This is a genomic window from Candidatus Riesia pediculicola, from assembly GCF_002073915.1.
Taxonomy (GTDB): Bacteria; Pseudomonadota; Gammaproteobacteria; order Enterobacterales; family Enterobacteriaceae; genus Riesia; species Riesia pediculicola.
Window position 1 is genome coordinate 381,912 of record NZ_CP012841.1, and the last position, 26,332, is coordinate 408,243.

Sequence of the window (26,332 nt, forward strand, 5' to 3'; positions counted from 1 at the left end):
TCCTTAATCAATTTCAGTACGCTTTACATTTTCATATTATATCCTAAATTCGGATTAATAATGGATATATATAATTTACTCAATGATAGATAATTTGTACTATTCAACAATATTTTTCTCATCCGCAGTAAGTATCTTCATAAATATAACAAATAATCTTTGAGAAGATTAATGTTCGATAGGATCTACGTCAATATTCCAACGAACCTGTTTTCTTTCTGGAACCTTTTGGATTTTTTGAGTTAGATTAGATAGTAAAAAGTTCAAAAAGCTTTTAGAATCGTGTTGTATGAGGAGTAGCCATCGAAACAATCCCCTTTTTTTCGGTTTTACAGAGGGTATTGGATCGCTTAAATACAATCTTTTATCTTTAGTATGTTTTAAGATGATCTTCTTAACTTTCTTTAAAAAAATTAAAGAAAATGATCCTTGAAGATCTTCTGATCGAATAATTACATGATTGCTATAAGGTGGTAAAAGAAATTCTTTTCTTTCTTTTAAGATTTCTAAAGCAAATTCATTATATCCTTTTCTTAATAAAGAAGATAATACTGGATGTTTCGGATGATAGGTTTGTAGTATCACTTCTCCTTTCTTTTCAGATCTTCCCGCTCTTCCAGATACTTGAGTGAATAGCTGGGCGAATTTTTCTGAAGCTCTATAATCGTTAGAAAAAAATACACCATCGATATCCATTAAAGCTACTAATGTAACATTTGGAAAATGATGTCCTTTAGCTAGCATTTGTGTTCCAATTAAAATTCTTGCTTTTTTTTCTCTTATCAGAGAGAGTTTCTGTTGTAGAAGTTTTGTATTTTTTATTGTATCTTTGTCAATTCGCGAAACTGGTATGTTTGGAAAAATTTGACGTATTTTTTCTTCTAATTTTTCAGTTCCAAAACCTAATGAAATCAAACGATTAGAACTACAATTACTGCACTGTATTGGTATCGGAAGTTGTTGATTGCAATAGTGGCATTCTATTTTTTTTTTATTTCGATGTAATGTGTAATAATGATCACACCTTAAACATTCCGAAACATATCCACATTTGTGACAAATCAATATTGGAGAATATCCTCTTCGATTTAAAAAAAGCATGACTTGATTATTTTGAGAAATGTGATATTTAATATTTTGAATCAATGAACGAGATAAATTGCATATCAGAGGTTTTCCTTTCAAATCATGAACGTAATGTGAAGGCAAAATTCCTTTAGGTCTCTTAGTTAAATCTATTCTTCTATATTTTCCTATTTCAACATTAAATAAACTTTCTAAAGATGGAGTGGCAGTTCCCATAATGATTGGAATTTTCTCTTTTTTGGCTCTCCAAATAGCCATATTTCTTGCATGATAACACCATCCATTTTGCTGCTTATATGAATTATCATGTTCTTCGTCTACTATGATTAACCCTAAATCTTTAAAATTTGTAAACAATGCAGATCTCGTTCCAATCACAATGGCATTTTCTCCATTTTTAGATCTTTCCCAAATGAAAAACTTTTCTCGATTGTTTAATGATGAGTGCAATACTTCAATTGGAACATTAAATCTTTCATTGAATCTTTTTGTAGTTTGAGGTGTCAAACTAATCTCTGGGACTAACATTAGGGTTTGTTTCCCCAAAATTAGTGTGTTTTCTATTAATCTCAGATATACTTCTGTCTTTCCAGATCCAGTAATTCCAACCAATAACCAAGGAATAAACTTTTTATCTTCTAAAATCCTTTCGATGATTCTTGATTGTTCCAAACTTAATTTGGGTTTTTTGTTGGATACTTTAACATTGTTTTTCCAATCTTTTTTATTTTTTAAATTTTTAGAGATTCGAATTAACTTTTTTTTTTTAAAGATCTAAGAGAATGCATACTTATGGAAAGCTGTTTAATTTTCTCTGAGCTGATAGAATGTTCAATTTGAAATATCGTTAGCGCTCTTTCCTGATTTGGATATTTTTTTAATTGATCTGTTTTAAATATCATTCCTTCGTTAGTAATTTTCCATTCAAATGATATTTTTATTGGAAATGACTTCTCTTTTCTCAATATATTGGGTAACGCATTGAATAAAACTGATCCTATAGGATAATGATAATATTGAGAGGCTAAATATAAAAATGCCCACATACTGTCTGAAAATAATGGCTCATAATCCAATATCTTTTGAACCAATTTTAATTTTTCATATTGCACATCATTTTTTTGTTTGTAAGACCATACAATTCCTATCACGTTTCTCTTTTTAATCGGAACCAACACTCTACACCCTTTCTTCGGAAGATTCATATCATTAGGTAAAAGATATTCGAGAGGAAAAGTAACTGATTTGTAAAAAACTACTTGAATAATGGTAATCATATTTTCTCCATTAAACATACATTTTTTATAAATTCGATAATTTTATTAAAAAATTAAAACAAATATATTTCAACCATTTCTAAAAAGTGATAGTATGAAAAATTAGAAAGAATAAATTATATAAGAACTTATTTAAAAAAATGAAAAAGAAAATTCATCCTAAATCCTATAAGATAGTCGCTCATTGTTCTTGCGGAAATAAGATATCTTTTTATTCTATCATTGATTCTGACATTTATTTAGACGTATGTAATAAGTGTCATTCTTTTTACACCGGAAAACAACGAACACTTATTTCTGGAAGCAGATCAGAAAGATTTAAGAATAAATTCGATGTTTCTGAAAATGTGCTCTTATAGTCTCTTTTTAGAAAATTAATAGCAGGTTATTGATTAAATTTTTCTAACTCATGACATTAATCTTTTAATCATTCTTTTAATTCTTTCAGAAAGAATTTTAAATTTTTTCACAATATAAAATTGTGTTCCATTTAATTTAGATTTTTAAGGCTTTTTTTATTATGATCGTTTTTTGCGAAAAAGATATTTTCGTAAAAATCATTTGATTTAATACAAACTTTAGAGATAGAACTTTATTTTTTATAGAAAAATTATTCTGAAAGTATATTTAAGTGTATTTCGAATTTTTGAATTCTATTGAAGATTAACTTCTTCGGTCTATCTAGTAATAGTACATTTTGATAATTAAGATATATTTTTCTTTTTTAGAAAAATTTTTAATTGGAACATAAATTTTATTTTTTAAAAAACGATTTTATGAAGAAATTTTTACTTTGTTTAAATCTATAATTTAAAAAGTAGATACTATAAATTCATATTGTATGTTTACCTTTCGTTAGCTTCTTCTCTATTTTGAATCTTTTGATTAAATTTATTTAATAAAATTTGAAGTATCATCTTATGAAAAAGGACTACTTTGATAAACAATCTATGATAACTTACTTTTTCTAAAATGCCTTGATAGATAACTCTTTTAAGTTTATTTTTCATCTTTCTAAAAACGTTTAATTTACATATCTTATGAAATCTGATCTCATATTGATTATTCGAGGAATAAGATAACTTATCACTGTGGAATTTTCTTTCATAACTCGATTGAACGAAATCAAAACGATTATTTCCGAAATTGTTATATTTTGTGAGATAGTGATTAGTAGAATACGTTTTTTCTCCTTTTCGGATTCTGATAATATTGAATTGAGGAGATTGAATACGATTGTTTGGAACGATAATGATTTTTATATTACTTTTTTTACGCTCAATATCATTAATAAAATTTCTTTTTTTATTAAGTATGTAGGAAGCTATTTGTATCGGAACAATGGCATGTACTTCATATGTATTGTCTTTAAAAACTTCTTCTTCGATGATCCTAAGGATAGACAAAGAAAGAGATTCATCATCTCTGATAGTTCCAGACCCATCGCAACGTGGACAGACATAATAATTAGATTCGCATAGAGAAGAAGTCAATCTCTGTCTAGACATCTCTAATAACCCAAAACGAGATATTCTAGAACATTGAACTTTGGCTCTATCTTGACGAACAGCTTCTCGAATTTTGTTTTCTATTTCTCTTTGATGACTCTGAATCGACATATCTATAAAATCGATTACTATTAATCCCCCGAGATCACGAAGACGTAACTGTCTCGTAATTTCTTCGACTGCTTCCAGATTTGTATTAAATGCAGTTTCTTCGATATCTGTACATCTAGTAGAACGAGCGGAATTAATATCAATTGCCGTTAAAGCTTCTGTTGTATCTATTACAATCGATCCTCCAGATGGCAAACGAACTTTTCTTTGAAAAGCTGACTCTATTTGAGATTCAATTTGGTAATGACTAAATATAGGTATTTTTCCACTATAATGTTTTATCTTATTTAAAAAATCTTTTCTTCCTATTGACTCAATATGGTTTTTAACCATTTCTATGGTATCGAATTCATCGATGATGATCTCTTGAATATCAGGTTGAAAATAATCTCGAATAGATCTTATTATAATATTACTTTCTTGATGAATCAGAAATGGGGCATTCTTGCTCAGAGAAGCTTTTTTAATAGCTTCCCAATGATTTAGTCTGTACTGAAGATCTTGTTGCAAAACTTTAACTGATTTTCCCAAGCCAGCTGTTCGAATAATTAAACCCATACCGTTTGGAACGTTGAGAAACGGCAAAATTTCTTTTATTTCTGCCCGATCTTCTCCTTCTATTCTTCTAGATATTCCTCCAGCTTTTGGATTGTTTGGCATCAATACAAGGTAACATCCGGCTAAGCTTATGAAAGTTGTCAAAGAAGCTCCTTTATGACCTCTCTCTTCTTTATTGATTTGAATGATAATTTCTTGTCCTTCTTTCAAAATTTCTTTTATATTAGGTTTGGAATTTGCCTTAAATTGATTTGAAAAGTATTCCTTAGAAATTTCTTTGATTGGTAAAAATCCATGTTTCATCGATCCATAGTTTACAAATGCTGCTCCTAAGCTTGGCTCAATTCTAATTACTTTTCCTTTATATATGTTTGATTTTTTTTTTTCACGTCTAATAGTTTCTATATTTAAATCATAAAGACGTTGACCTTCGACAATAGCGACACGAAGCTCTTCCTTTTGAACAGCGTTAATTAACATTCTTTTCATAGTCAAACTCTTTTAAAAAATTCGAAAACTATTAAATTGTTTTTTAAATTGCTATACTTTCTGGACTTTATTTTAAGAGAGCAGAAAAAAATACTTAAAAATTGATAATCGTATTTTATGATGAAACAACTCTTTATTCGAGCTCATTTTTAAAAGAACAGTTTTTCGATTTTATACAATCAAAAGGTTTACTCTTAAATTTATTTACGTGTTTCTAAAAAAATCATATATTTAACTGTTTGAAAAGGTATAATTTTATTTTAATTAATGTCTCATCTTTTCCAAACAAAACATTAACTTTTTTAATCTAAATTTTCTTATGTTTGTAATATCTTTGTAAGAAGAGAGATTTATGAAATTATATTCGAAAAATTATAAAAATATAAAGAAATTCAATCTAATTTTTGTGGATGAAAACAGTTTATTTCAAAGAATAGATAACTTTTTAATTAAAAGACTTAAACGTGTTCCGAAAAGATTGATCTATCGTTTGATTCGAATAGGAAAAATAAGAGTTGATGATTCTAAAGTGAATCCAAGTTATAGAGTTCAAAAGGAAGATTTAATTAAAATACCGATCTCTCTCTCTTACAGTCAAGATAAATCTATTTCGATTCAAAGAAAAAATTTCTATTGGATTAAAAAAAGGATTCTCTATGAAGATTCCGAAATTTTAGTTTTAAACAAACCTTCTGGAATTGCAGTACATTCAGGAAGTAAATTTTCCTTCGGTATCATAGAAATTTTAAGAGAAGTCTATTTTCAATCGAAATATTTGGAGTTAATTCATAGAATAGATAAAGAAACATCTGGAATATTGTTGATAGCTAAGTCAAGAAATATACTTCAACTCATTCAAAAACAGTTCTGTTCTCAGAAGATCTTCAAAAAGTATATTGTTTTGGTACATGGGGTTTGGCCATCTAAAATTAAAAGAATTTCGTGTTTTTTAGAAAAAAAAATTTCTCAAAAAAAAGAAAAAAAAATAGAGATTAAAAAAAATGGGAGAATGTCAGAAACGTTATTTCAGATCAAAGAAAGATTTGCATCTTTTACATTAATGCTAGCAACTCCAATTACTGGAAGAAAACATCAAATTAGATTACATACAAAAAAAATTAACCATCCAATTGTACTAGATAAAAGATACGGAAATCGAAAATTAGATAGAAACTTAAAAGAATCCGGATTAAAAAGATTATTTCTTCATTCTTCCTCAATTACAATGAATCATCCTAAAAAATTAATAAATTTAACATTCGTTTCTCCAATCGACAAAAATTTAAATGGATGTTTAAATTGGTTGAGAAAAAACGATTGTGTTCGTGGAGATTCTTCTTCTGAATAACGACTAATTTAATTTTTGTTTTTCTCAGAAAAATTTGGTTTAATAAAATTTCTTCATTTTCAGAAATTATTTTAATGACAATGTTTTATCATAGAAATATGTTCAAAATTTTAATTTTGAATACTTATTTTTTTATGTTTATTAAATTTATTTTTGGATAAATTTGAATTTAGTTTGATACTTGAAATTCTCTGAGAGAAAAAATCTTGAAATTTCTTGATTATTTTAAAGTTTTTGTAATAATCGCTTAAAATAATTAACCTATAATATTTTACAAGGTAAAAAAAATGGCTGTTCAGCAGAATAAAAAAACGAGATCTAAAAGAAATATGCGTAGATCTCATGATTTTGTAAAGATTCCGTTATTGTCACTAGATAAAACTACCAAAAAAGTTCATATACGTCATCATATGACAAAAGATGGTTTTTATCGAGGAAAAAAAATATTTTGATCTTTTGATTTTTTAATTTATCTTAAATCGACTATTATATTATCATCCTCGGTTTTTAATAATTTAATCTTTAAAAAAACTTTTTTCGATCAGAAAGAGAGATACATTCAAATTTGATCCAATATTTCTGAGAAATTTTTTCAAAAATTCTTTCCTTTTTTTATATTTCTATAGAAAGTACTTCTTTTAAAAATAAAAAATTTTTCTTTAGGTCTTTCTGAGATATAAAGAAAACCTTTTATTTTTTTAGTGGAGATATTTTCTTCTTATATTTTAAAGCAGCTGGTATACTAAGTAGATTTTTAAATTTTTTATAAATATATGGATCTGCTCTTCGCAATTTTTTAATTAATGATGAAATAGACTTTATATGTATTTTTCTATAATTCTCAATTCCTTAATCTATTGGAGAATTTCTATTAGCCGATTTTTTATACATTAATATTATTAAAGTAAGGTACGAATGTAATTTTCTTTTCATCGTTATGAAATTTCCAACATCTAATTTTGTTATCTAAAAATGATTTGATCAAAATGTATACAAAAATATTGGGAACTGGAAGCTATTTTCCAAAAGAAATCAGAACAAACGAACATTTAGAAAAAATCATTAGTATTACAGACGAATGGATAGTTTCGAGGACAGGTATCAAAGAAAGAAGAATTGCTGATCAACAAGAAAATGTTTGTACAATGGGAGCTGAAGCTGCGAAAAAAGCTTTAGAAATGGCTAACATCGAAGTTAACAAGATCGATTTAATCATAGTAGCAACCACATCTTCCACTTATGCTTTTCCAAGTACAGCTTGTCGTATCCAAAGAATACTGGGAGTAAAATGTTGTGCAGCTTTTGATGTTTCAGCAGCTTGTGCGGGATTTTCCTATGCTTTAAGTATATGTGATCAATATATTAGAAATGGAACTGCTAGTACAGCTTTGATTATCGGATCTGATATGTTATCAAAATCTTTGAACCCGAAAGATAAAAATACTATGATTTTGTTTGGAGATGGCGCAGGAGCGATAGTAGTTGTAGTGTCGAAAAAACCAGGAATTTTATCCACTCATTTATGTTCTGATGGCAGATTTGAAGATTTTCTGATGCTCGAAAGACAAGAATACAAAAAAGAACATTCTCCTTCCTACATAAAGATGGAGGGAAACGAAGTTTTTAAGATTGCAGTTAAAAAATTAACTGAAATTTTAGAAAAGACTTTGAAAAAAAATGGATTAGATAGAAATCGGTTGGATTGGTTAGTTCCTCATCAATCCAATTTAAGAATTATTCAAGCGATTTCTAAAAAATTAAAGATATCTATGAAAAAGATAATTGTTACTCTAGATAAATATGGAAATACTTCTGCAGCTTCTGTTCCGACTGCTTTAGATCAAGCTGTAAGAGATGGAAGGATCAAAAAAGGACAAAAGATACTATTAGAATCGTTTGGAGGAGGATTTGTATGGGGATCGGCATTGGTAATTTTTTAGACGAAAGAAATTCAATTCGTTTTTCTATGATATTTCCAGGACAGGGGTCTCAATCAGTCGGTATGCTTTCTGAACTATCGAGGGAACATTCGGAAGTTCAAAGAACTTTTTCAGAATCTTCTGATATATTGGGATATGATCTTTGGAGAATAGTACAAAAAGATTCTGAAGAAAAATTGAAAAAAACCAGTATAACTCAACCCGCTATTCTTTCTGCTTCTATCTCTATTCTTAGGGTCTGGAAAAAAATAGGAGGAAGAATGCCGGGAATTATGGCAGGACATAGTCTGGGAGAATACTCTGCTTTAGTTGGATCAGAAGTGATTAATTTTGAAACTGCTGTTCGATTAGTCGAACTGAGAGGAAAATTAATGGAAGAATCTGTTCAAAATAAAATAGGAGAAATGTATGCAATTATAGGTTTAGATGAGAGTGTTGTGTCTAGTTTATGTCGAGATATTAGTCGAGATTGTGCAGAAATAGTATCAATTTCCAGTTTTAACTCTGATAGACAAGTTGTCATATCGGGTCAAATAAAATCGATTAGAAAAGTAGTGGATTTATGTAAAAAGTTGGGTGCTAATCTAGTTCGTAAACTTCCAGTAAGCGTTCCATCGCATTGTATGTTGATGAAACCAGCAGCAAAAAAATTAAAGAAGTTTATCGAAAAAATACATTTCAAAACACCTAAGATTGAAGTAATCAATAACGTTAATGCAAAAATTGAACATTCTTCTAATAAAATTAAAGAGTCTTTGATTAAACAAATGTATAGTCCTGTAAAATGGACAAAAGTGATAGATCTAATTAGTAGAAAAGGATACATTTATTTTTTAGAGATTGGTCCTGGTTCTGTTTTAACGAAACTGAATCGAAGAATTTTCGGAAGATCTAGTTCATTTGAAGTGAATGACTTAGAATCTATGAGAATTGCTTTAATCAAGGTAAATGGTGGATGATATGAGTTTTAAAGATAAATTAGTTCTAGTGACAGGGGCTAGTAATGGTATCGGGATGGAAATATCTAAGTTGTTCGCCAAAAATGAAGCAAATGTGATTGGTACATCAACAAGCATTAATGGAGTAAAAAAAATAGATAGTTATCTCAAAAATCGAGGAAAGGGATACATCTTAAATGTTTTAGATAAAGAGTCTATCCAAAAGTTTTTTTTTCAAGTTGAGCAGGATTTTGGAGAAGTGGATATACTAATTAATAATATTGGAATTGTAAAAGATAATTTATTAGTTAGAATGAAAAGAAAAGATTGGGAAGAAGTTATTAAAGTGAATTTAACCTCAATTTTTATTATCTCTAAAAATGTGATTAAATCCATGATGAAAAAACGGTATGGTAGAATCATTTCAATTGGATCTGTGGTTGGAATGAAAGGAAATCTTGGACAAACTAACTACTCCTCTTCGAAATCTGGAATAATTGGTTTCAGTAAATCTCTTGCTATGGAAGTTGCTAAATATGGAATTACAGTAAATGTGGTTTCTCCTGGATTCATTGATACTAGAATGACGAAGTTTCTGGATGATAAAAGAAAAAGAAAGATATTATCTCATATTCCTATAGGTCGTTTCGGAAGCCCCAAAGAAATAGCAAGTGTTGTGGTTTTTCTAGCGTCTGAAGATGCTTCCTATATAACTGGAGAAACAGTGAATGTTAACGGTGGAATTATGATGATATAGTCAAGGCTGAAAAAGTTCTTTTTTAGAATGGACATATTGGATTTATTATCGTTTTTTTGAATAAACTAAATGGGAAATACATACTATGAATGTTACAATTGAAGAAAGGGTGAAGAAGATAATATCGGATCAACTCGGAGTAAAACTAGAAGACATACTGGACGATTCTTCTTTTGTAGAGGATCTCGGTGCTGATTCTTTGGATACGGTTGAATTGGTTATGGCATTAGAAGAGGAATTCGGTATAGAAATACCAGATGAAGAAGCTGAAAAAATTACAACAGTAAAGTTTGCAATGAAGTACATTCAGAATGAACTAGAGAAGAAAAATAAGAAAAATTTGGAAAATCTCTAATTGAAAGTTGAAATTTTTTAAAAAATTTTCATTTGTAGATCGGAAATCATTTGTTCGAAAATATTCGAATGAAACTCTATAAGAATTAAGATCTTTTTAAAATTCCTGTAAATTTTAAGAATTTTTATTTATAAACAGTAAAAGTGGATTCATATCTTTTAAAGATTAGTTTTAAACAAATTTTTTGAAAATTTTAATGTATTGGGTTAATGGAAAAAAAGATAATTTTGTATCCGTCGATGATCGATCGATACAATTCGGGGATGGAGTTTTTACAACCATAAGAATAATGAAAAGAAAGCCACTATTGATCGATGATCACTTAGAAAGATTGAAAGTTTCTTCTGAACAACTATTCATTAGTGGAACAAATTGGGAAATGGTTGAGAAAAACATACGAGATGCTGCATCGTTTAATTGTGATAATTTTGCAGTCATTAAAGTCATCCTCAGTAGAGGAAGAAGTGAGAGAGGATATTCAATAAGCAGTCTCTCTGAGAATTCTCCTACTTTAATCGTTTCTTTGACAAAATATTCAAAAGATTATAAAAAAAAGAGAATAAACGGAATAGATATAACTTTTAGTGATATTCGAATCAGCAGAAATCATAAGTTATCCAAGATCAAACATTTAAATAGGTTAGAGCAGATATTGATAAAAAGACAATCTGACTTGTATAAAGTAGATGAATGTATTGTTTTAGATACTTCGGGAAATTTGATAGGATGTTGTTCTTCTAATATTTTTTTTCGTATAAAAAATAAAGTATATACTCCTGATTTATTTTATGCAGGAATAGAAGGAATAATGAGAAAGAAGATCATTGATATCTTATATGAAACTGAATATCAAATTTTGTATACGGGAAATTTTCTTCGTGATCTTTTTTTTATTGATGAAATCATCGTTTCCAACTCTTTAATGCCGATTTTTTCAGTCAATCGCATTCTTCTTCATAATAAAAGAAGAGTGATATGGAAAAGCAGTTCTAGGAAGTTATTCAACTTTTTGCTTCCTCTAATTTTATAAAGTTCATTTTTTACATTTTTAGAAAATATTGTGTGTAGAATTTTTTCAAGATCTACTAAATTTTTATTTCATTCTACTTGAACGAACAGTTTTATAGAAGTTTTTAAGTAAACTGAATTTATTTTTTTAGAGTAACATCTCAATCCAGATTCAGAGATAATCACTTCTTAAAATTATCATTAAAGAAAAAAAATTTTTTTTGATCATTGTGTTTTCGAGGAATATTTTTTATTATCTAAAATTTTAATTATTTGGTTCTCATGATTTTATGAAGAGTTGTTCAAATTTTGGAAGATATATAGTTGTAGAAGGATTGGAAGGATCTGGAAAGACTACAATGATTGGTTTTGTTAAAAAGATGTTGATAAAAGAAGGTTTTGATATCTTGACTGTTAGAGAGCCTGGAGGAACTCCGATTTCAGAAAAAATTAGAAAGTTAATAAAGAAGAACTTTCCAGAAGAGAAATTTCTAGTTAAAACAGAATTATTTATGTTTTATGCAGCTCGAATACAGCTAATGGAAAACATTATACTACCCAATCTGAAATCTGGAAAATGGGTTATCGGAGATAGGAATTTTCTCTCTTCGTATGCTTATCAAGGTGGAAAATATGGAGTGAAAGATGATGAAATTGATAAAATAAATAAGATAGCAATAGGAAAATTTCAGCCAGATCTGATCATTTATCTTGATGTTTTTCCAGAAATAGGAATATCTAGAATTCATGAAAGAAAATCTTCTAAATTGGATAGAATAGAAAAAAGATCGTTAGATTTCTTTCATCAGGTTCGTAATCGATATTTAAATATAATAAAAAATCAAAAAGAATTTATGATAATCGATGCTAATCAAGATTTATCTTCAGTAAAGAGACTTTTTCAACATAAAATTTGTAGATGGATGAAAAGACTTTATCAGTGATAGGACTCTTATAATGAGATGGTATCCCTGGTTAAATCAAGATTATAAAAAAATAATTAGATTACTTAGTCGAAAAAAGAAATGTTTATCTATATTATTTCACTCAAATTCTGGATTGGGAAGCGATCTTTTAATATATGCAATATCTCGATGGATGATGTGTAGAAAACATTTTGGAATTATGATCTGTAACAAATGTAGAAATTGTAGAATGATGCTTTCTGGAGTGCATCCAGATTTCTACAGATTAAACACCTCAGAGAAAGGAAATTCTATAGGAGTTGAACAAATTCGTGAAATAAATAAAGTTCTGCATCATCATAGCAACTATAACTTTGTTAGAATAATATGGATAAGAAATATCCAGTATCTAACCAAAGAAGCGAGATATTCCTTAATAAAAACTTTGGAGAATTTTTCAGAAAAAAAAACCTATTTTTTTTTAGAATCTAGTCAAGCCATTTTTAATTTATCTTCTTTAAGAAGTAAATGTATTTTATATTCTTTAAAAGAACCTCGAAATGAAGTTGTAATAGATTGGTTAAATGAAAATTACAACTTTCCAAAAAAAAATATAGCAATAGCGACCAAATTATACTCTGGATCGCCTCTGAATATATTAAATCTTTTGGAAGATCAGAGATGGAAAAATAGAAAAAAGTTCTATTTTAATTTCGGTAAAAATGTAGTTTGTAGAGGTGATCTTTTAAGTTTTTTCCAAGAATTTAAGAAAAGGAGTGATATCGAAGAGAGAATATTTTTTTTAGTAGTTCTATTTTTGGACGTTATAAAATATCAGAAAGATTCTATCTTTTACTGTATCAATCAAGACGAATTTGATTTGATTAAATGTATCAGTAAGAAAATTTCTACGAAAAAATTGTTAAAAATTGTTGAAAACTTAGAAATTTTGAGAAAGAACTTAATGAGATCTTCTTTTATAAATTTGGATTTAAATATTATTATACAACTTTGTAATTTACAGATTTGTTTTAAAGAGAGTTAGGAAAAATCTATGTTTCTATCAGATTCACATTGTCATCTACAACATTACAGAAAAAATAATAGCACAAGCCATATCGATAAAATTATTTTGGAATCGGTAAATAATGATGTTTTTCATATGCTTTCAGTATCCACAAAACTAGATGATTTTGAAAGATTCAGAATTCGTTCAGATCTTAAAAAATATGTTTCTTTTTCGTGTGGAGTACATCCACTCATGATAGAGAACAATGAAAATTTTGATGAGATTTTAAGTATTTCTAGGGACAAAAAGTTTGTCGCAATAGGTGAAACAGGATTGGATTATCATAAGAATCTTTCTGATCGAAATATGATTTTACAGAAATCTTCTTTTTTAAAACATATAGAAATAGCTAAAACATTAAGAAAGCCTATTATAGTACATATGAGAAATTCTTTTAAAGATGTCTATCAAATTATTAGAGATGAAGGGATAGAATCATGTGGTGGCGTAATTCATTGTTTTACAGGAGATAAGAGTCAAATAAAACTTCTTTTAGATCTAGGACTATATATTTCTTTTTCTGGAATAGTTACATTTCAAAATTCTCATCATGTAAAGGAATCTGTAAAGTTTATTCCAATGGATAGATTGATGATAGAAACAGATTCTCCTTATCTTTCTCCTTATCCTTTGAGGGGGAAAATTAATAAACCTAGCAATTTAAAATACATAGCTCATTGCATATCAGACATCAGGAATATAGACATATCAATTTTTGCAGAACAGACTACAAAAAACTTTTTCAATCTATTTAAAAACATTAATTCAAATCAAACACTGAGATAATTTCATTATGAATGAAAGAACGATATTTCATGAAATAATTTCCGGAGAAGTGAATTCTAAGGTTGTATATCGAGATCATCTAGTCACTGCTTTTGAAGATATTCGACCTAAATCTCCAGTTCATATACTAATTGTTCCAAATAAATATATTAAAAATTTGAATTCTATTAAAGATACAGAAAACCAAAAAGTACTTTTGGGACATATGATATTCATTTGTTCTAAGATAGCAAAAATAAAAAAAATACAGGATACTGGATATCGTCTAGTAATGAATTGCAATAAAGACGCTGGTCAAGAAATCGACTATCTTCATATACATTTAGTAGGTGGTAAACCATTAGGAAGTTTTCTAGAAATGAAAAAGTAAGTTTAGTTTTTTTCAATTAAGATTCTATATTTTTTGAAATTTCTGAATTTTTAAGCGAATCTTGACGAACAAAAAGTATTCGATTCAAAAAGATATTATCTGGCAAGATAATCCAGTTGATTTTAGATTGTTTTTAAAGAATACTAATAATTTTCTGACGAAGTATATTTATCTTCTTATTTATGTTGTACTCTATTCAACGCTTAGAACATCAAAAATTTTTGATAAATTTAAAGAAATTACCTCAAATTCCTTCTAAAATCATTACATTACATCAAGCAAAAAACTTCAGAAAAATCGTCCTTGAAAAAATCAGTAACGCAGAAGAATGCATTTACATTCCAGTTCTTTATTTTGAGAAAGACGATTCTGGTAAAGAAATTATTGAAGCTCTTATCTTTTCTAAAAAAAGAAAACCAAACTTGGATATCAAGATTATGGTAGATTGGAATCGTGCAAAAAGAAATAGAATAGGGAACAAATATGAAGATATGACTAATCTTGATTGGTATCGTTTGATTTCGATTCGTCTTTCAAATCATAAGATTAATGTTTTTGGAATCCCGATTAGTATAACTGAAATTTTTGGAACCTTTCATTTGAAAGGTATCATCATTGATGACAGTGTAATCTATAGTGGGGCCAGTATTAGCAATATATATTTTCATAGAAAAAGAAAACATCGATATGATCGATATCATGTATTTTATAATCCCGATTTAGCTCAAACTATGAAAAATTTTCTTGACCAAGAAATCTTAAGATTTCCAGCTGTTCAAAGATACGATCTTCTTTTAAAAAACATCAAAATCAAAAAAAGACATGTTAACCGACTCCGAAAAAACTTAAAAAGATGTCATTATCAATTTCAAAAGACAGCTTCTGATGAAGAGCTCTCTGTTTGTCCAATCATAGGAATGGGTAAGAATAGTTCTTTAAATCGAGTTATATTGAGTTTAATAGGAAGCACAGACAAATACATGACTATTTGCACACCATATTTTAATTTTCCGATTGATATAATCAAGATGATTCAAAAATTGTTGGTTGTTGGAAAAAAAGTAGAAATCATTATTGGAGATAAAACGGCGAACGATTTTTATATTAATCCTAAAGAAAATTCCGTTGGATGGATTAATATCTTACCTTATCTATATGAAATCAATTTAAGAAACTTCGTTAAAATTTTACAGAGATTTATCGATAATCAACAGTTAAATGTTCGATGTTGGAAATATTCAAATCACAGCTTTCATCTAAAAGGAATATGGATAGATTCAACTTGGCAATTGATTACCGGAAACAACTTTAACCGAAGATCTTGGTATTTCGATTTAGAAAATGCAATACTAGTACATGATCCGACGAAAAAACGTTCTAATCAAATGAGAAAGGAGATGAATTGTATTCAAATGCATACTGTTCCTATTGTTCATTACGAACAAATTGAAAGTGTTTACCATTATCCTAGAAAGATCCAAAGAAGAATATATCGAATAAAAAACACCGGTATTGATCATCTTGTAAAGATGATCATGTAACCCATTGATGTGCTAGATTTCTTCACGGCTTTTAGTTTCGTCGACAACAGAGTGATCTTTCTTTGATTCCGAAATTTTTTTATTTTTGTTATGATAAGCGTATCCTGTACCAGCCGGTATCAACCTTCCTACTATCACATTTTCTTTCAAACCCCTCAAATCATCCTTTCTTCCAGCAATAGCTGCTTCTGTTAAAACTCTCGTAGTTTCTTGAAAGGAAGCTGCAGAGATGAAAGATTCTGTCGTTAAAGAAGCTTTTGTGATTCCTAAGAGATCTCTCCGATAAGTAGCTGGTTTTTTTTTAAAGGAAGATAACTGTTTATTTTTTTCTCGTATTCTTGTATATTCTACTTGTTCTCCTTCCAAAAAATTCGAGTCTCCTGCATCGATGACAGTCACTTTTCTTAACATCTGTCTTACTATAACCTCGATATGTTTATCGTTGATCTTCACTCCTTGTAACCGATAAACTTCTTGAACTTCTTCCGTAATGTATTTGGAAACTTCATGAGAACCTCTTAGACGTAGAATATCGTGGGGAGATTCTGGTCCTTCTGAAAGGATATCTCCTTTAGAAACAAAGTCTCCTTCAAGAATATTTAATTGTCTCCATTTTGGAATCATTTCTTCATGAACCGATTGATCTATATTGGAAGTAATGACTAGTCTACGCTTTCCCTTTGTCTCCCTTCCGAAAGAAATATATCCACTTATTTCTGCAAGAATAGCGGGTTCTTTAGGTTGTCTAGCTTCAAATAAATCAGCCACTCTTGGTAATCCTCCTGTAATATCTTTTGTTACAGTAGATTCTTGAGGAATTTTTGCTAAAATTTCTCCAGATTTTACGTAAGATCCTTCGTTGAACTGAATTATCGATCTGCCAGGTAAAAAATATTGTGCTGGAGAATCTGAAGAAGAGGTTAAGATGTTCTGACCTTTTTCATCTGTTATCTTTATAGTAGGTCTTAAATCTTTTGCTGAAGAAGATCTTTCCGAAGTTTCTAAAACGATGATTGAAGATATTCCGGTTAATTCGTCTGTTTGCTGAACAACGGATTGTCCTTCTATCACATCTTGAAACTGTATGATACCAGAAACCTCTGCTATGATCGGTATAGCATGGGGATCCCAATTAGCAATGATTTCTCCTTTTTCAACTGAATCTCCCTCGAATTTATTGAGATGTGAACCGTATGGTAATTTATGATTCTCTTTGATCCTTCCAAAATTATCCAAAACTCTAATTTCTGCATGTCGAGAAATCACAACAGAGACGTTTTGAAAACGAATACACTTGACGTTCTTCAACATTATTTTTCCGGAGTTACGAACTCTGATATTGGACTCAGATGCTACTCTCGATGCTGCTCCTCCTATATGAAAAGTCCGCATGGTCAATTGAGTTCCAGGTTCTCCGATAGATTGCGCTGCGATCACTCCAACTGCTTCTCCAATACTAATTAGATTTCCTCTTGCCAGATCTCTTCCGTAACAATAGGAGCAAACTCCGAAATGTGTTTCACAACAAATGACAGATCGAACTTTAATCGAATCAATTGCATAGAGCTCCAATTTATCACACCATTCCTCATCTAACAAAGTATTTCTAGGTATAAAAATAGATTCATCGGAGTTTGTTAATAATGAAATATCTTCTGCTGTCATTCTTCCTAAGATTTTTTCACTCAATCGATCTCCCACTTCTCCATCTTCCAACATAGAATTGAGCGTAATTCCTTCTCTAGTATGGCAATCTTTTTCAGTAATTACCAAATCTTGCGCAACATCTACCAATCTTCTAGTTAGATATCCTGAGTTTGCTGTTTTTAAAGCAGTATCAGCTAATCCCTTTCTTGCTCCATGTGTTGAAATAAAATACTGTAACACATTTAGTCCTTCCCTAAAGTTAGCGGTTATCGGAGTTTCAATAATCGATCCATCCGGTTTAGCCATCAACCCTCTCATACCAGCTAGTTGTCGTATTTGTGCAGCGGATCCTCTTGCACCAGAATCTGCCATCATAAATATGCTGTTGAACGAGGTTTGTTGCTCTTCTTGAAGGTTTTTGTTGATCACAATTTCTGTAGATAAATTCTCCATCATTGCCATAGCTACTCGTTCGTTAGCCACTGACCAAATATCGATAACTTTGTTATATCTTTCTCCGATAGTGACTAATCCAGATTGAAATTGTTCCTGAATTTCAGCTACTTCTTTTTCTGCTTCCGATATGATCTCGATCTTCTTTTTAGGTATTTCCATATCATCTATTCCTACGGAAGCTCCTGAACGTGCAGCATAATGAAATCCTGTATACATAACTTGATCTGCAAATTCGACAGTTTTTTTCAATCCTAATGTTCTATAACAAATGTTCAACATCGTAGAGATGGCTTTTTTTCCTAGAGGTCGGTTGATTAGATCGTAAGATAAACCCTCTGGAACTATCATCCAAAATATCGCTCTTCCAATAGTTGTATCGACGATTGTTTTCTTTCGATCAAAACTACCATCACGTTTTATTCTAGACTCCTCTATTCTAACTTTAACCCTGGCATTCAAAGAAGCCACATGAATTCTATATGCTTTCTCTGCCTCTTTTGGACTGGATAAAACCATTCCCTCTCCTTTTGCATTGATGCAATCTCTCGTCATATAATACAAACCTAGAACAACGTCCTGAGAAGGGACAATGATCGGTTCTCCACTAGCTGGAGATAAGATGTTCTTAGTAGACATCATTAATGATCGAGCTTCTGATTGAGCTTCAGATGTTAGAGGAACATGGACAGCCATTTGATCACCGTCGAAATCAGCATTATATGCAGCGCAAACAAGAGGGTGTAGTTGAATTGCTTTTCCTTCAATTAATATTGGCTCGAAAGCTTGAATTCCTAATCTATGCAATGTAGGAGCTCTGTTTAACATTACAGGATGCTTTTGAATTACATCATCCAAGACGTCCCAAACAATCGATTCTTCTCTTTCTACCATCTTTTTTGCTGCTTTGATAGTGCTCGCCAACCCCATCCTTTCTAATTTTCCGTATATAAAAGGTTTAAAAAGTTCCAGTGCCATCCTTTTTGGAAGACCACATTGATTCAATCTGAGATAAGGACCAACTGTGATCACGGATCTTCCAGAATAATCTACTCTCTTTCCAAGAAGATTTTGTCGAAACCTACCCTGCTTTCCTTTGATCATATCTGCAAGAGATTTCAGTGGTCTCTTATTAGATCCCGAGATCGCTCTTCCTCTTCTACCATTGTCCAAAAGAGCATCGACTGCTTCTTGTAACATCCTTTTCTCATTTCTAATAATGATCTCTGGAGCAGACAGATCTAACAATCTTTTCAAACGATTATTTCGATTGATTACTCTCCTATACAGATCATTCAAGTCGGAAGTAGCAAATCTGCCTCCTTCTAATGGAACCAAGGGTCTTAGATCTGGAGGTAATACTGGGAGAGCATCCAAGATCATCCATTCTGGTTTATTTCCGGAATGAATGAAAGATTCCATCAGTTTTATCCTTTTGGCAATTTTTTTTCGTTTAGTTTCAGAACTCGATCGATCTAGCTCTTTTCTTAGGTATTTACATTGAGATTTCAGATGAAGATTTTTTAAAAGTTTCTGTATAGACTCTGCTCCCATTCCAGCTGAAAATTCCTCTCCAAATTCTTCTAAAGAGTTTAAATATTGTTCTTCTGTCAATATTTGTCCGATTTTCAGATTTGTCGTACCTTCTTGTGTGACTACATAAGATTCAAAATAAAGAACCCTTTCGATATCTCTCAACGGAATGTCGAGAAGTAGACCAATTCTTGACGGAAGAGATTTCAGAAACCATATATGAGCTATAGGAGAAGATAGTTCAATGTGTCCCATTCTTTCTCTACGAACTTTAGATTGAGTCACTTCTACTCCGCATTTTTCACATATTACTCCACGGTGTTTCAGTCTCTTATATTTTCCACATAAACATTCATAATCTTTCACTGGTCCGAATATTCTAGAACAAAAAAGTCCATCTCTCTCTGGTTTAAAGGTTCGATAGTTAATGGTTTCCGGTTTCCTCACTTCACCGAAGGACCAAGATCGAATCGTGTCTGGAGAAGCTAGGGATATTTTAATCGTATCAAATTCTTCATTACGATCATGTGATTTCAAAAAATTTAGTATTTCTTTCATGTAGTAAAAACCTGTGATATTGATGTTGACATTGATTTGAAATTCTTAGTGATGAGTTTAAATATATCAACCGGTCAATCTATCGCTTCCTTTCCAATTCAATATTGATCCCTAGAGATCTGATCTCTTTCAACAAAACATTGAAAGAATCTGGCATTCCAGGTTCCATTTTATGTTCTCCGCTGACAATGTTCTTGTACATCTTTGTTCTTCCATTTACATCGTCAGATTTGACAGTTAACATTTCTTGCAACGTATGAGAAGCTCCATATGCTTCCAGAGCCCAAACTTCCATTTCTCCGAATCTCTGTCCTCCAAATTGTGCTTTTCCACCTAAAGGTTGTTGAGTTACTAAGCTATAAGAACCTGTCGATCTAGCATGCATTTTATCGTCGACTAAATGATTTAATTTCAACATATACATATATCCAACTGTCACTAATCTTTCAAATTTTTCTCCAGTACATCCATCAAATAGAACAATTTGTCCAGAGGTTGGAAGACCTGCCAAATTCAGCATTTTTTTGATCTCATCTTCTTTAGCTCCATCAAAAACTGGAGTTGACATTGGTAACCCATTTTTTAGATTGTTCGCTAGTTCTAATACTTCCTTATCAGAAAATTCATCAAGATTCACTCTTTGATAAGTTCCAATTCCAATATCATAAGCTTTTTGAATGAATTTTCTGAGTTTCTCTATTTTCTCTTTTCTACGAATCATCCGATCAATTTGATTCCCAACTCCCTTAGCTGCCATCCCCAAATGTGTCTCTAAGATCTGTCCGATGTTCATTCTAGAAGGTACTCCGAGAGGGTTGAGAACGATATCCACTGGATTTCCTTCTTGATCGTATGGCATGTCTTCTATCGGATTGATTTTCGATATCACTCCCTTGTTTCCATGACGACCAGCCATCTTATCTCCTGGTTGTATCTGTCGTTTTACAGCTAAATGCACTTTGACAATTTTTAAAACACCTGGTGATAAATCGTCTCCTTGAGTGATTTGATGACTTTTTTTGTTCAATTTCTCTTTAAATGTCTTTTGTAATTCGTAATATCTTCTTTGAAATTGGTTCAATGTTTTTTTGGCTTGATCATTCTTTAAGTCAATTTGAAATAATTTTCTTCCTTCTAAACTATCAATTTCTGATTTTTCCATTCCATTTCTAATTAGAAAATCGCGAACTTCACAGAATAGACAAGACTCAAGTATTTCGAGTTCTTCATGAAGATCTTTTTCCATCTCTTTCGTTCGAATCTTTTCTATTTCTAGAGTTCTTTTGTCTTTTTTCACTCCATCTCTTGTAAAGATTTGAACATCAATTACGGTTCCACAAGTTCCGTTTGGAACCCTCAAAGAGGAATCTTTCACATCAGATGCTTTTTCGCCAAATATGGCTCTTAGAAGTTTTTCTTCAGGAGTTAATTGAGTTTCTCCTTTTGGAGTCACCTTCCCAACTAATATTTCACCTCCAATTACCTCTGCTCCTATATAAACGATTCCTGACTCGTCTAACTTAGATAGAGCTGAAACTCCAACATTCGGAATATCAGCTGTAATTTCTTCTGGACCTAATTTAGTGTCCCTAGAGATGCAAGATAATTCTTGTATATGGATGGTTGTAAACCGATCTTTCTGAACGATTCTTTCTGATATTAAGATAGAGTCTTCGAAGTTATAACCATTCCATGGCATAAATGCGACTCTCATGTTTTGTCCTAATGCGAGCTCTCCCAGATCTGTAGATGGACCATCTGCTAAAATTTCTCCTGATTTGACTTTATCTCCTAAAGAAACACAAGGTACTTGATTGATACAGGTATTTTGGTTGGATCTAGAATATTTTATCAAGTCATATATATCAATTCCAAAATCATTTGAGAGAAGATCATGATGGTCAGTTTTTATTACTATCTTAGAAGAATCTACGTACTGTACTTTTCCAGATCTTTTAGCAATAATCGTTACTCCGGAATCTATTGCGACTACTCGTTCCATTCCTGTTCCAACCAAAGGTTTTTCCGATCTTAATGTAGGAACAGCTTGTCTTTGCATATTTGCACCCATGAGTGCACGGTTAGCATCATCATGTTCAAGAAAAGGAATCAAGGACGCACCAACAGATACAATTTGTTGTGTGGAAACATCCATATATTCTACTTGTTTTTTATTGAATAAATTAGATTCTCCTTTATTTCTACAAGTCACTAAATCTGTATAGAATGATCCGTCTTCGTTTAATATTGTATTTGCTTGAGCAATGATATGGTTTCCTTCTTCGATTGCAGAGAGGTAATGAATGTCATTGCTCACTATTCCGTTACGAACAACCCTATACGGAGTCTCTAAGAATCCATATTGATTGGTTCTAGCATATACAGAAAGTGAGTTGATCAATCCTATATTAGGTCCTTCTGGAGTTTCTATCGGACACATCCTTCCATAATGAGTTGGGTGAACATCTCTTACTTCAAATCCTGCTCTTTCTCGAGTCAAACCTCCTGGACCTAATGCTGAAATCCGTCTTTTATGAGTGATTTCTGATAATGGATTGTTTTGATCCATAAATTGAGAAAGTTGACTAGATCCGAAAAATTCCTTAACAGCAGCAGAAATTGGTTTTGCGTTGATCATATCTTGTGGAGATAAAGATTCTAAGTCTCCTAAAGATAGTCTTTCTTTGACAGCTCTTTCCACTCGGATCAATCCTAATCTGAATTGATTTTCAGCCATCTCTCCGATTGAACGTATTCTTCTATTTCCCAAATGATCGATATCGTCCACCTCTCCTTTTCCATCTCTGATATCGATCAATTTCCTGATTACATCGATAATGTCTTGTTGATCCAGAACGTTATTTCCCTGATCTCGTGATTTATTTAAAGAGAGATTGAACTTCATCCTTCCTACTGAAGATAGGTCATATCGATCTTCTGAAAAAAATAAGTTTTTGAATAGATGTTCTGCTGATTCTTTCGTAGGAGGTTCCCCAGGTCTCATCATTCTGTAGATTTCTATTAAAGCATCGAATTGATCTTTTGTAGAATCGATTCTTAGAGTGTTAGATATATAAGAACCTCTATCTAAATCGTTTGTAAAGAGTGTTTGAATGGTTTCGTGATTAGTCGTTTTTAAATCTTCTAAAATTTCTTTTGATATTTTTGTATTTGCTGAACAAATTAGCTTTCCATCGCTTTGATTGAAATAATCCTTGTCTATTATCTTTCCAATGAGATATTCTGAAGGAACTTCGATTTCTTGAATGTTATCTTTTTCTAAATTTTCAATATGCAATGTAGTGATTCTGTTTCCTTTATGAACATATTTCTTTCCATCTTTGATAATATCAAAGGATGCTGTCTCTCCTCTTAATCTTTTAGGAATCAACTTCATGAAGAATTTATTTTGGTATCTTTTAAAAGTTGTCTTTTTAAAGAATAAATTCAACATTTCCTCTTCGTTATATCCCATCGCACGAAGTATAACAGTCGCTGGTAGTTTTCTTCTTCTATCAATTCTGACAAATATATGATCTTTAATATCAAATTCAAAATCCAACCAAGATCCACGATACGGAATTATTCTGGCGTTATATAAGATCTTTCCTGAAGAATGCGTTTTTCCTTTATCACTATCAAAAAACACACCTGGACTTCGATGTAATTGAGAAACGACAACCCTCTCAGTTCCATTGATGATAAAAGTTCCATTTTCAGTCATGATTGGGATTTCTCCCATATATACTTCTTGATCTTTAATTTTTTGTATCTTCTTAGAAGATTCTTTATCGTATACCACTAACCTCAATTTTACTTTTAAGGAAGAAGAATAAGTCGTACTTCTTGTTCTACATTCTTTAACATCAAATATTGGATCTTCTAAACGATAATTGATATATCTTAGCTCAGCACATCCATTATAACTCCTAATAGGAAAAACTGAATGAAGAGCAGATTCTATTCCACTCTTTTTATCTCTACATCCATTGATGAATTGAGAAAATGAGTCCACCTGAATAGATAGAAGATAAGGAACACTCAAAACTTGAGGTCTTTTACTGAAATTTTTTCTGATACGTCTTTTATTTTTGTAATCTAAACCCATATACTTCCTTTATGTATTTTGACTTAAAGATTTTTAATTGGTCATTCATTGGTTTCGAATCAATTTCTATCTCGTTCAATACGATCATAACTCTTTATTTTCAGATTATTTTGAGGGTTTTGATCGATTTAGTTTGATTATTCGTGATCTCTTCATCGTGAATTTTCAAAAAATTATCTACTCTATAGTAATAGATGCCCCCGATTTTTCTAAAGCTTTTTTGATTATTTCGACATCTTCTTTTGATGCAGTATCTTTCAAAACGGAAGGACAAGATTCTACAATATCCTTTGCTTCCTTCAGTCCTAAACTAATTACAGATCTCACAGCTTTGATTACAGCGATTTTATTGGATCCAAAAGATGTCAATATAATTTTAAACTCACTTTTTTCTGGTTTCTTTTCTTCAGGTTGATCTTTCTGGATAGAAGAAGTTTGTATTGCAGAAGAATCGACGTTAAATTTCTTTTCTAGCATAGATGTCAATTCGATGATCTCCACCATGGACATATTCAAGATGGCATCAAAGATTTCTTTCTTATTAATAGACATATTAGAGCTCCTTGATAATGTACAATTTCTTAGATATATTACAATTATAAATCTTACTTAGACTGTTCAATTTTCGATATCGCTCGTAAGAGACGTAGAAACTTTAGGATAGATATCTCTTTAATTACAAGTAGAAAGTTGAGAATTGCTTCTTCATGAAAATGAACTAATGCTAGTTTGTTCATGATTTCTTCTTTTACCACCATGTCCTTCCCGACCATCCCCGAATGTATCGAAAAAGATGGATTATCCTTCATAAATTCTTTAAATATCTTAATAACTAAAGTTGGAACAAAATTTTTAGAAAATGCGATAATAGTGGGTCCTACAAAAGATTTTTCTAAAGCAGAATACTGAGTATTTCGAACAGATATTTTTAATAAAGTATTTTTTCGAACTTGAAGAAAAATTTTTTCTTTCTTACAAAGAATTCGAAGAGAATTGATTTGATTACTATCCACTCCTTGATAATTTGCGACAAAAACAGAAGAAGACTCTTTTAAAATCTTCCTAAGATCTTTCAAATATTTGGTTTTTTTTTCGAAGTTTTTTGACATATTGTTCTATCGATCTATATAGTTGATTTTTGAAAAATAGAAAATTAGAAGAAGGTAAGTTGAAATTCTAATCGATACAAGAAGATAAAATAAAGTTCTTAGCAGATTCTGATATTCCGAAATACCCAGATAAAACAGGTTAGAAAGTATCTAAACATCTAAAAAAGACAGAAGAAAAATTAACACGAAAGGTTAGAGAGATCAATCTCAACACTTTTTCCCATAGTAGTTGATATGTGTAACTTTTTGATATATGCGCCTTTTGCGGAGATTGGTTTCGATCTTATCAGATGTTTCAGAAAAAACCTAATGTTTTCTTCTATTTTTTTTTCATCGAGATCAATCTTTCCGACAGAAGAGTGAACGATACCATTTTTATCGTTTTGATAAAATGCTTTGCCATTTTGAACTTCTTTGATGCAACTTTCTATATCTTCTGTAATTGTTCCTGTCTTAAGACTAGGCATCAGTCCTCTTGGACCGATGATATGACTGACTTTTTTGACTATCTTCATGGATTCCACAGAGGCAATTACTAGATCGAACTTATTTTTTTTTCGAACGAGTTTTTCTGCTAGATCTTCCATTCCAATTAGTTTGATTCCAAGAATCTTCGCTTTTTCTGCAGATCTTCCACTTGTAAATACAGCAATCTTTCTTTTTTTTTCAAATCCATTTGGAAAAGCAAAGGATCCTCTTATGTTTTGCTCCATCTTCTTAACATCAATTGCTAATTGAACAGCAACATCTACGCTCTCTATAAACTTTGCTTTCTTTTGATTTTTTAGAAATTTAATTGCCTCGTTTAAAGAATATTTCTTCTTGATATTTCTTGCATTTTTTGATAGATCCTTCATTTTATTTTTCGATTTCATATA

At 30.7% G+C, this 26,332-nt stretch carries 20 protein-coding genes and 1 pseudogene; 13 read left to right on the top strand and 8 right to left on the bottom strand.

The features are described 5' to 3' along the window. Positions 1 to 168: 168 nt before the first annotated feature. Both priA and AOE55_RS02715 read right to left on the bottom strand, forming a co-directional pair. Positions 169 to 1,758 (bottom strand): replication restart helicase PriA, encoded by a 1,590-nt coding sequence (priA, locus tag AOE55_RS01740; protein WP_013087451.1) that lies wholly within the window; start codon positions 1,756 to 1,758, stop codon positions 169 to 171. Positions 1,759 to 1,838: 80 nt separating this feature from the next. After that, positions 1,839 to 2,381: a primosomal protein N' family DNA-binding protein gene (locus tag AOE55_RS02715; protein WP_225995198.1), complete on the bottom strand. Its 543-nt coding sequence runs from the start codon at positions 2,379 to 2,381 to the stop codon at positions 1,839 to 1,841. A 122-nt stretch (positions 2,382 to 2,503) separates the two neighbouring features. On the opposite strand from AOE55_RS02715, the gene rpmE reads away from it, so the two are divergent. Further along, complete coding sequence (gene rpmE, locus AOE55_RS01745; protein ID WP_013087821.1) at positions 2,504 to 2,722, top strand: 50S ribosomal protein L31; 219 nt, start codon at positions 2,504 to 2,506, stop codon at positions 2,720 to 2,722. Between the two features lie 789 nt (positions 2,723 to 3,511). Here the strand turns inward: rpmE and rne are convergent. Next, positions 3,512 to 5,029 (bottom strand): annotated as a pseudogene (gene rne, locus AOE55_RS01750) (ribonuclease E); the annotation flags it as partial. A 352-nt stretch (positions 5,030 to 5,381) separates the two neighbouring features. Here rne and AOE55_RS01755 point away from each other — a divergent pair. The 12 genes from AOE55_RS01755 to pssA all read left to right on the top strand — a co-directional run bounded on the left by AOE55_RS01755 (position 5,382) and on the right by pssA (position 16,046). After that, on the top strand, positions 5,382 to 6,377 hold the full coding sequence (locus AOE55_RS01755; RefSeq protein ID WP_013087706.1) for an RluA family pseudouridine synthase: 996 nt from the start codon (positions 5,382 to 5,384) through the stop codon (positions 6,375 to 6,377). A 287-nt stretch (positions 6,378 to 6,664) separates the two neighbouring features. Next, positions 6,665 to 6,829: a 50S ribosomal protein L32 gene (rpmF, locus tag AOE55_RS01760; RefSeq protein ID WP_013087510.1), complete on the top strand. Its 165-nt coding sequence runs from the start codon at positions 6,665 to 6,667 to the stop codon at positions 6,827 to 6,829. Between the two features lie 534 nt (positions 6,830 to 7,363). Then, entirely contained in the window at positions 7,364 to 8,317 is a 954-nt protein-coding gene (locus AOE55_RS01765; protein WP_013087541.1) for a beta-ketoacyl-ACP synthase III, read from the top strand. Next, positions 8,290 to 9,276, top strand: coding sequence for an ACP S-malonyltransferase (gene fabD, locus AOE55_RS01770; protein WP_013087906.1), 987 nt, complete (start codon positions 8,290 to 8,292; stop codon positions 9,274 to 9,276). Before AOE55_RS01765 ends, fabD begins: the two co-directional genes overlap by 28 nt. A gap of 1 nt (position 9,277) precedes the next feature. Further along, positions 9,278 to 10,012, top strand: a complete 735-nt coding sequence (gene fabG, locus AOE55_RS01775) for a 3-oxoacyl-[acyl-carrier-protein] reductase (RefSeq protein ID WP_013087662.1) — start codon at positions 9,278 to 9,280, stop codon at positions 10,010 to 10,012. Between the two features lie 85 nt (positions 10,013 to 10,097). Continuing rightward, positions 10,098 to 10,367, top strand: a complete 270-nt coding sequence (gene acpP / locus AOE55_RS01780; RefSeq protein WP_013087678.1) for an acyl carrier protein — start codon at positions 10,098 to 10,100, stop codon at positions 10,365 to 10,367. A gap of 196 nt (positions 10,368 to 10,563) precedes the next feature. Then, entirely contained in the window at positions 10,564 to 11,397 is an 834-nt protein-coding gene (gene pabC, locus AOE55_RS01785) for an aminodeoxychorismate lyase (protein WP_013087599.1), read from the top strand. A gap of 268 nt (positions 11,398 to 11,665) precedes the next feature. After that, a complete protein-coding gene (gene tmk, locus AOE55_RS01790) occupies positions 11,666 to 12,319 on the top strand; it encodes a dTMP kinase (protein WP_013087840.1) in 654 nt (217 codons plus the stop codon). Between the two features lie 13 nt (positions 12,320 to 12,332). Then, complete coding sequence (locus AOE55_RS01795; RefSeq protein WP_013087757.1) at positions 12,333 to 13,325, top strand: DNA polymerase III subunit delta' C-terminal domain-containing protein; 993 nt, start codon at positions 12,333 to 12,335, stop codon at positions 13,323 to 13,325. 9 nt (positions 13,326 to 13,334) lie between these two features. Further along, a complete protein-coding gene (locus AOE55_RS01800) occupies positions 13,335 to 14,135 on the top strand; it encodes a TatD family hydrolase (protein WP_013087444.1) in 801 nt (266 codons plus the stop codon). Positions 14,136 to 14,142: 7 nt separating this feature from the next. Continuing rightward, positions 14,143 to 14,505, top strand: a complete 363-nt coding sequence (locus AOE55_RS01805; RefSeq protein ID WP_013087923.1) for an HIT domain-containing protein — start codon at positions 14,143 to 14,145, stop codon at positions 14,503 to 14,505. Positions 14,506 to 14,687: 182 nt separating this feature from the next. After that, a complete protein-coding gene (gene pssA / locus AOE55_RS01810) occupies positions 14,688 to 16,046 on the top strand; it encodes a CDP-diacylglycerol--serine O-phosphatidyltransferase (RefSeq protein ID WP_041855181.1) in 1,359 nt (452 codons plus the stop codon). 12 nt (positions 16,047 to 16,058) lie between these two features. Here the strand turns inward: pssA and rpoC are convergent, their stop codons facing one another. From rpoC to rplA, 5 genes are all read right to left on the bottom strand, one after another. Further along, the gene (rpoC, locus tag AOE55_RS01815) at positions 16,059 to 20,237 is read right to left on the bottom strand and encodes a DNA-directed RNA polymerase subunit beta' (RefSeq protein ID WP_080611738.1); all 4,179 of its coding nucleotides are present in this window, start codon (positions 20,235 to 20,237) and stop codon (positions 16,059 to 16,061) included. Between the two features lie 79 nt (positions 20,238 to 20,316). Further along, on the bottom strand, positions 20,317 to 24,345 hold the full coding sequence (gene rpoB, locus AOE55_RS01820; RefSeq protein WP_013087586.1) for a DNA-directed RNA polymerase subunit beta: 4,029 nt from the start codon (positions 24,343 to 24,345) through the stop codon (positions 20,317 to 20,319). A 177-nt stretch (positions 24,346 to 24,522) separates the two neighbouring features. Beyond that, the gene (rplL, locus tag AOE55_RS01825; protein ID WP_013087416.1) at positions 24,523 to 24,897 is read right to left on the bottom strand and encodes a 50S ribosomal protein L7/L12; all 375 of its coding nucleotides are present in this window, start codon (positions 24,895 to 24,897) and stop codon (positions 24,523 to 24,525) included. Between the two features lie 53 nt (positions 24,898 to 24,950). Continuing rightward, positions 24,951 to 25,454 carry a 50S ribosomal protein L10 gene (gene rplJ / locus AOE55_RS01830; RefSeq protein ID WP_013087447.1) on the bottom strand — a complete coding sequence of 168 codons (504 nt, stop codon included), beginning with the start codon at positions 25,452 to 25,454 and terminating at the stop codon, positions 24,951 to 24,953. 179 nt (positions 25,455 to 25,633) lie between these two features. Further along, a complete protein-coding gene (rplA, locus tag AOE55_RS01835; RefSeq protein WP_155760515.1) occupies positions 25,634 to 26,329 on the bottom strand; it encodes a 50S ribosomal protein L1 in 696 nt (231 codons plus the stop codon). Positions 26,330 to 26,332: the final 3 nt, after the last annotated feature.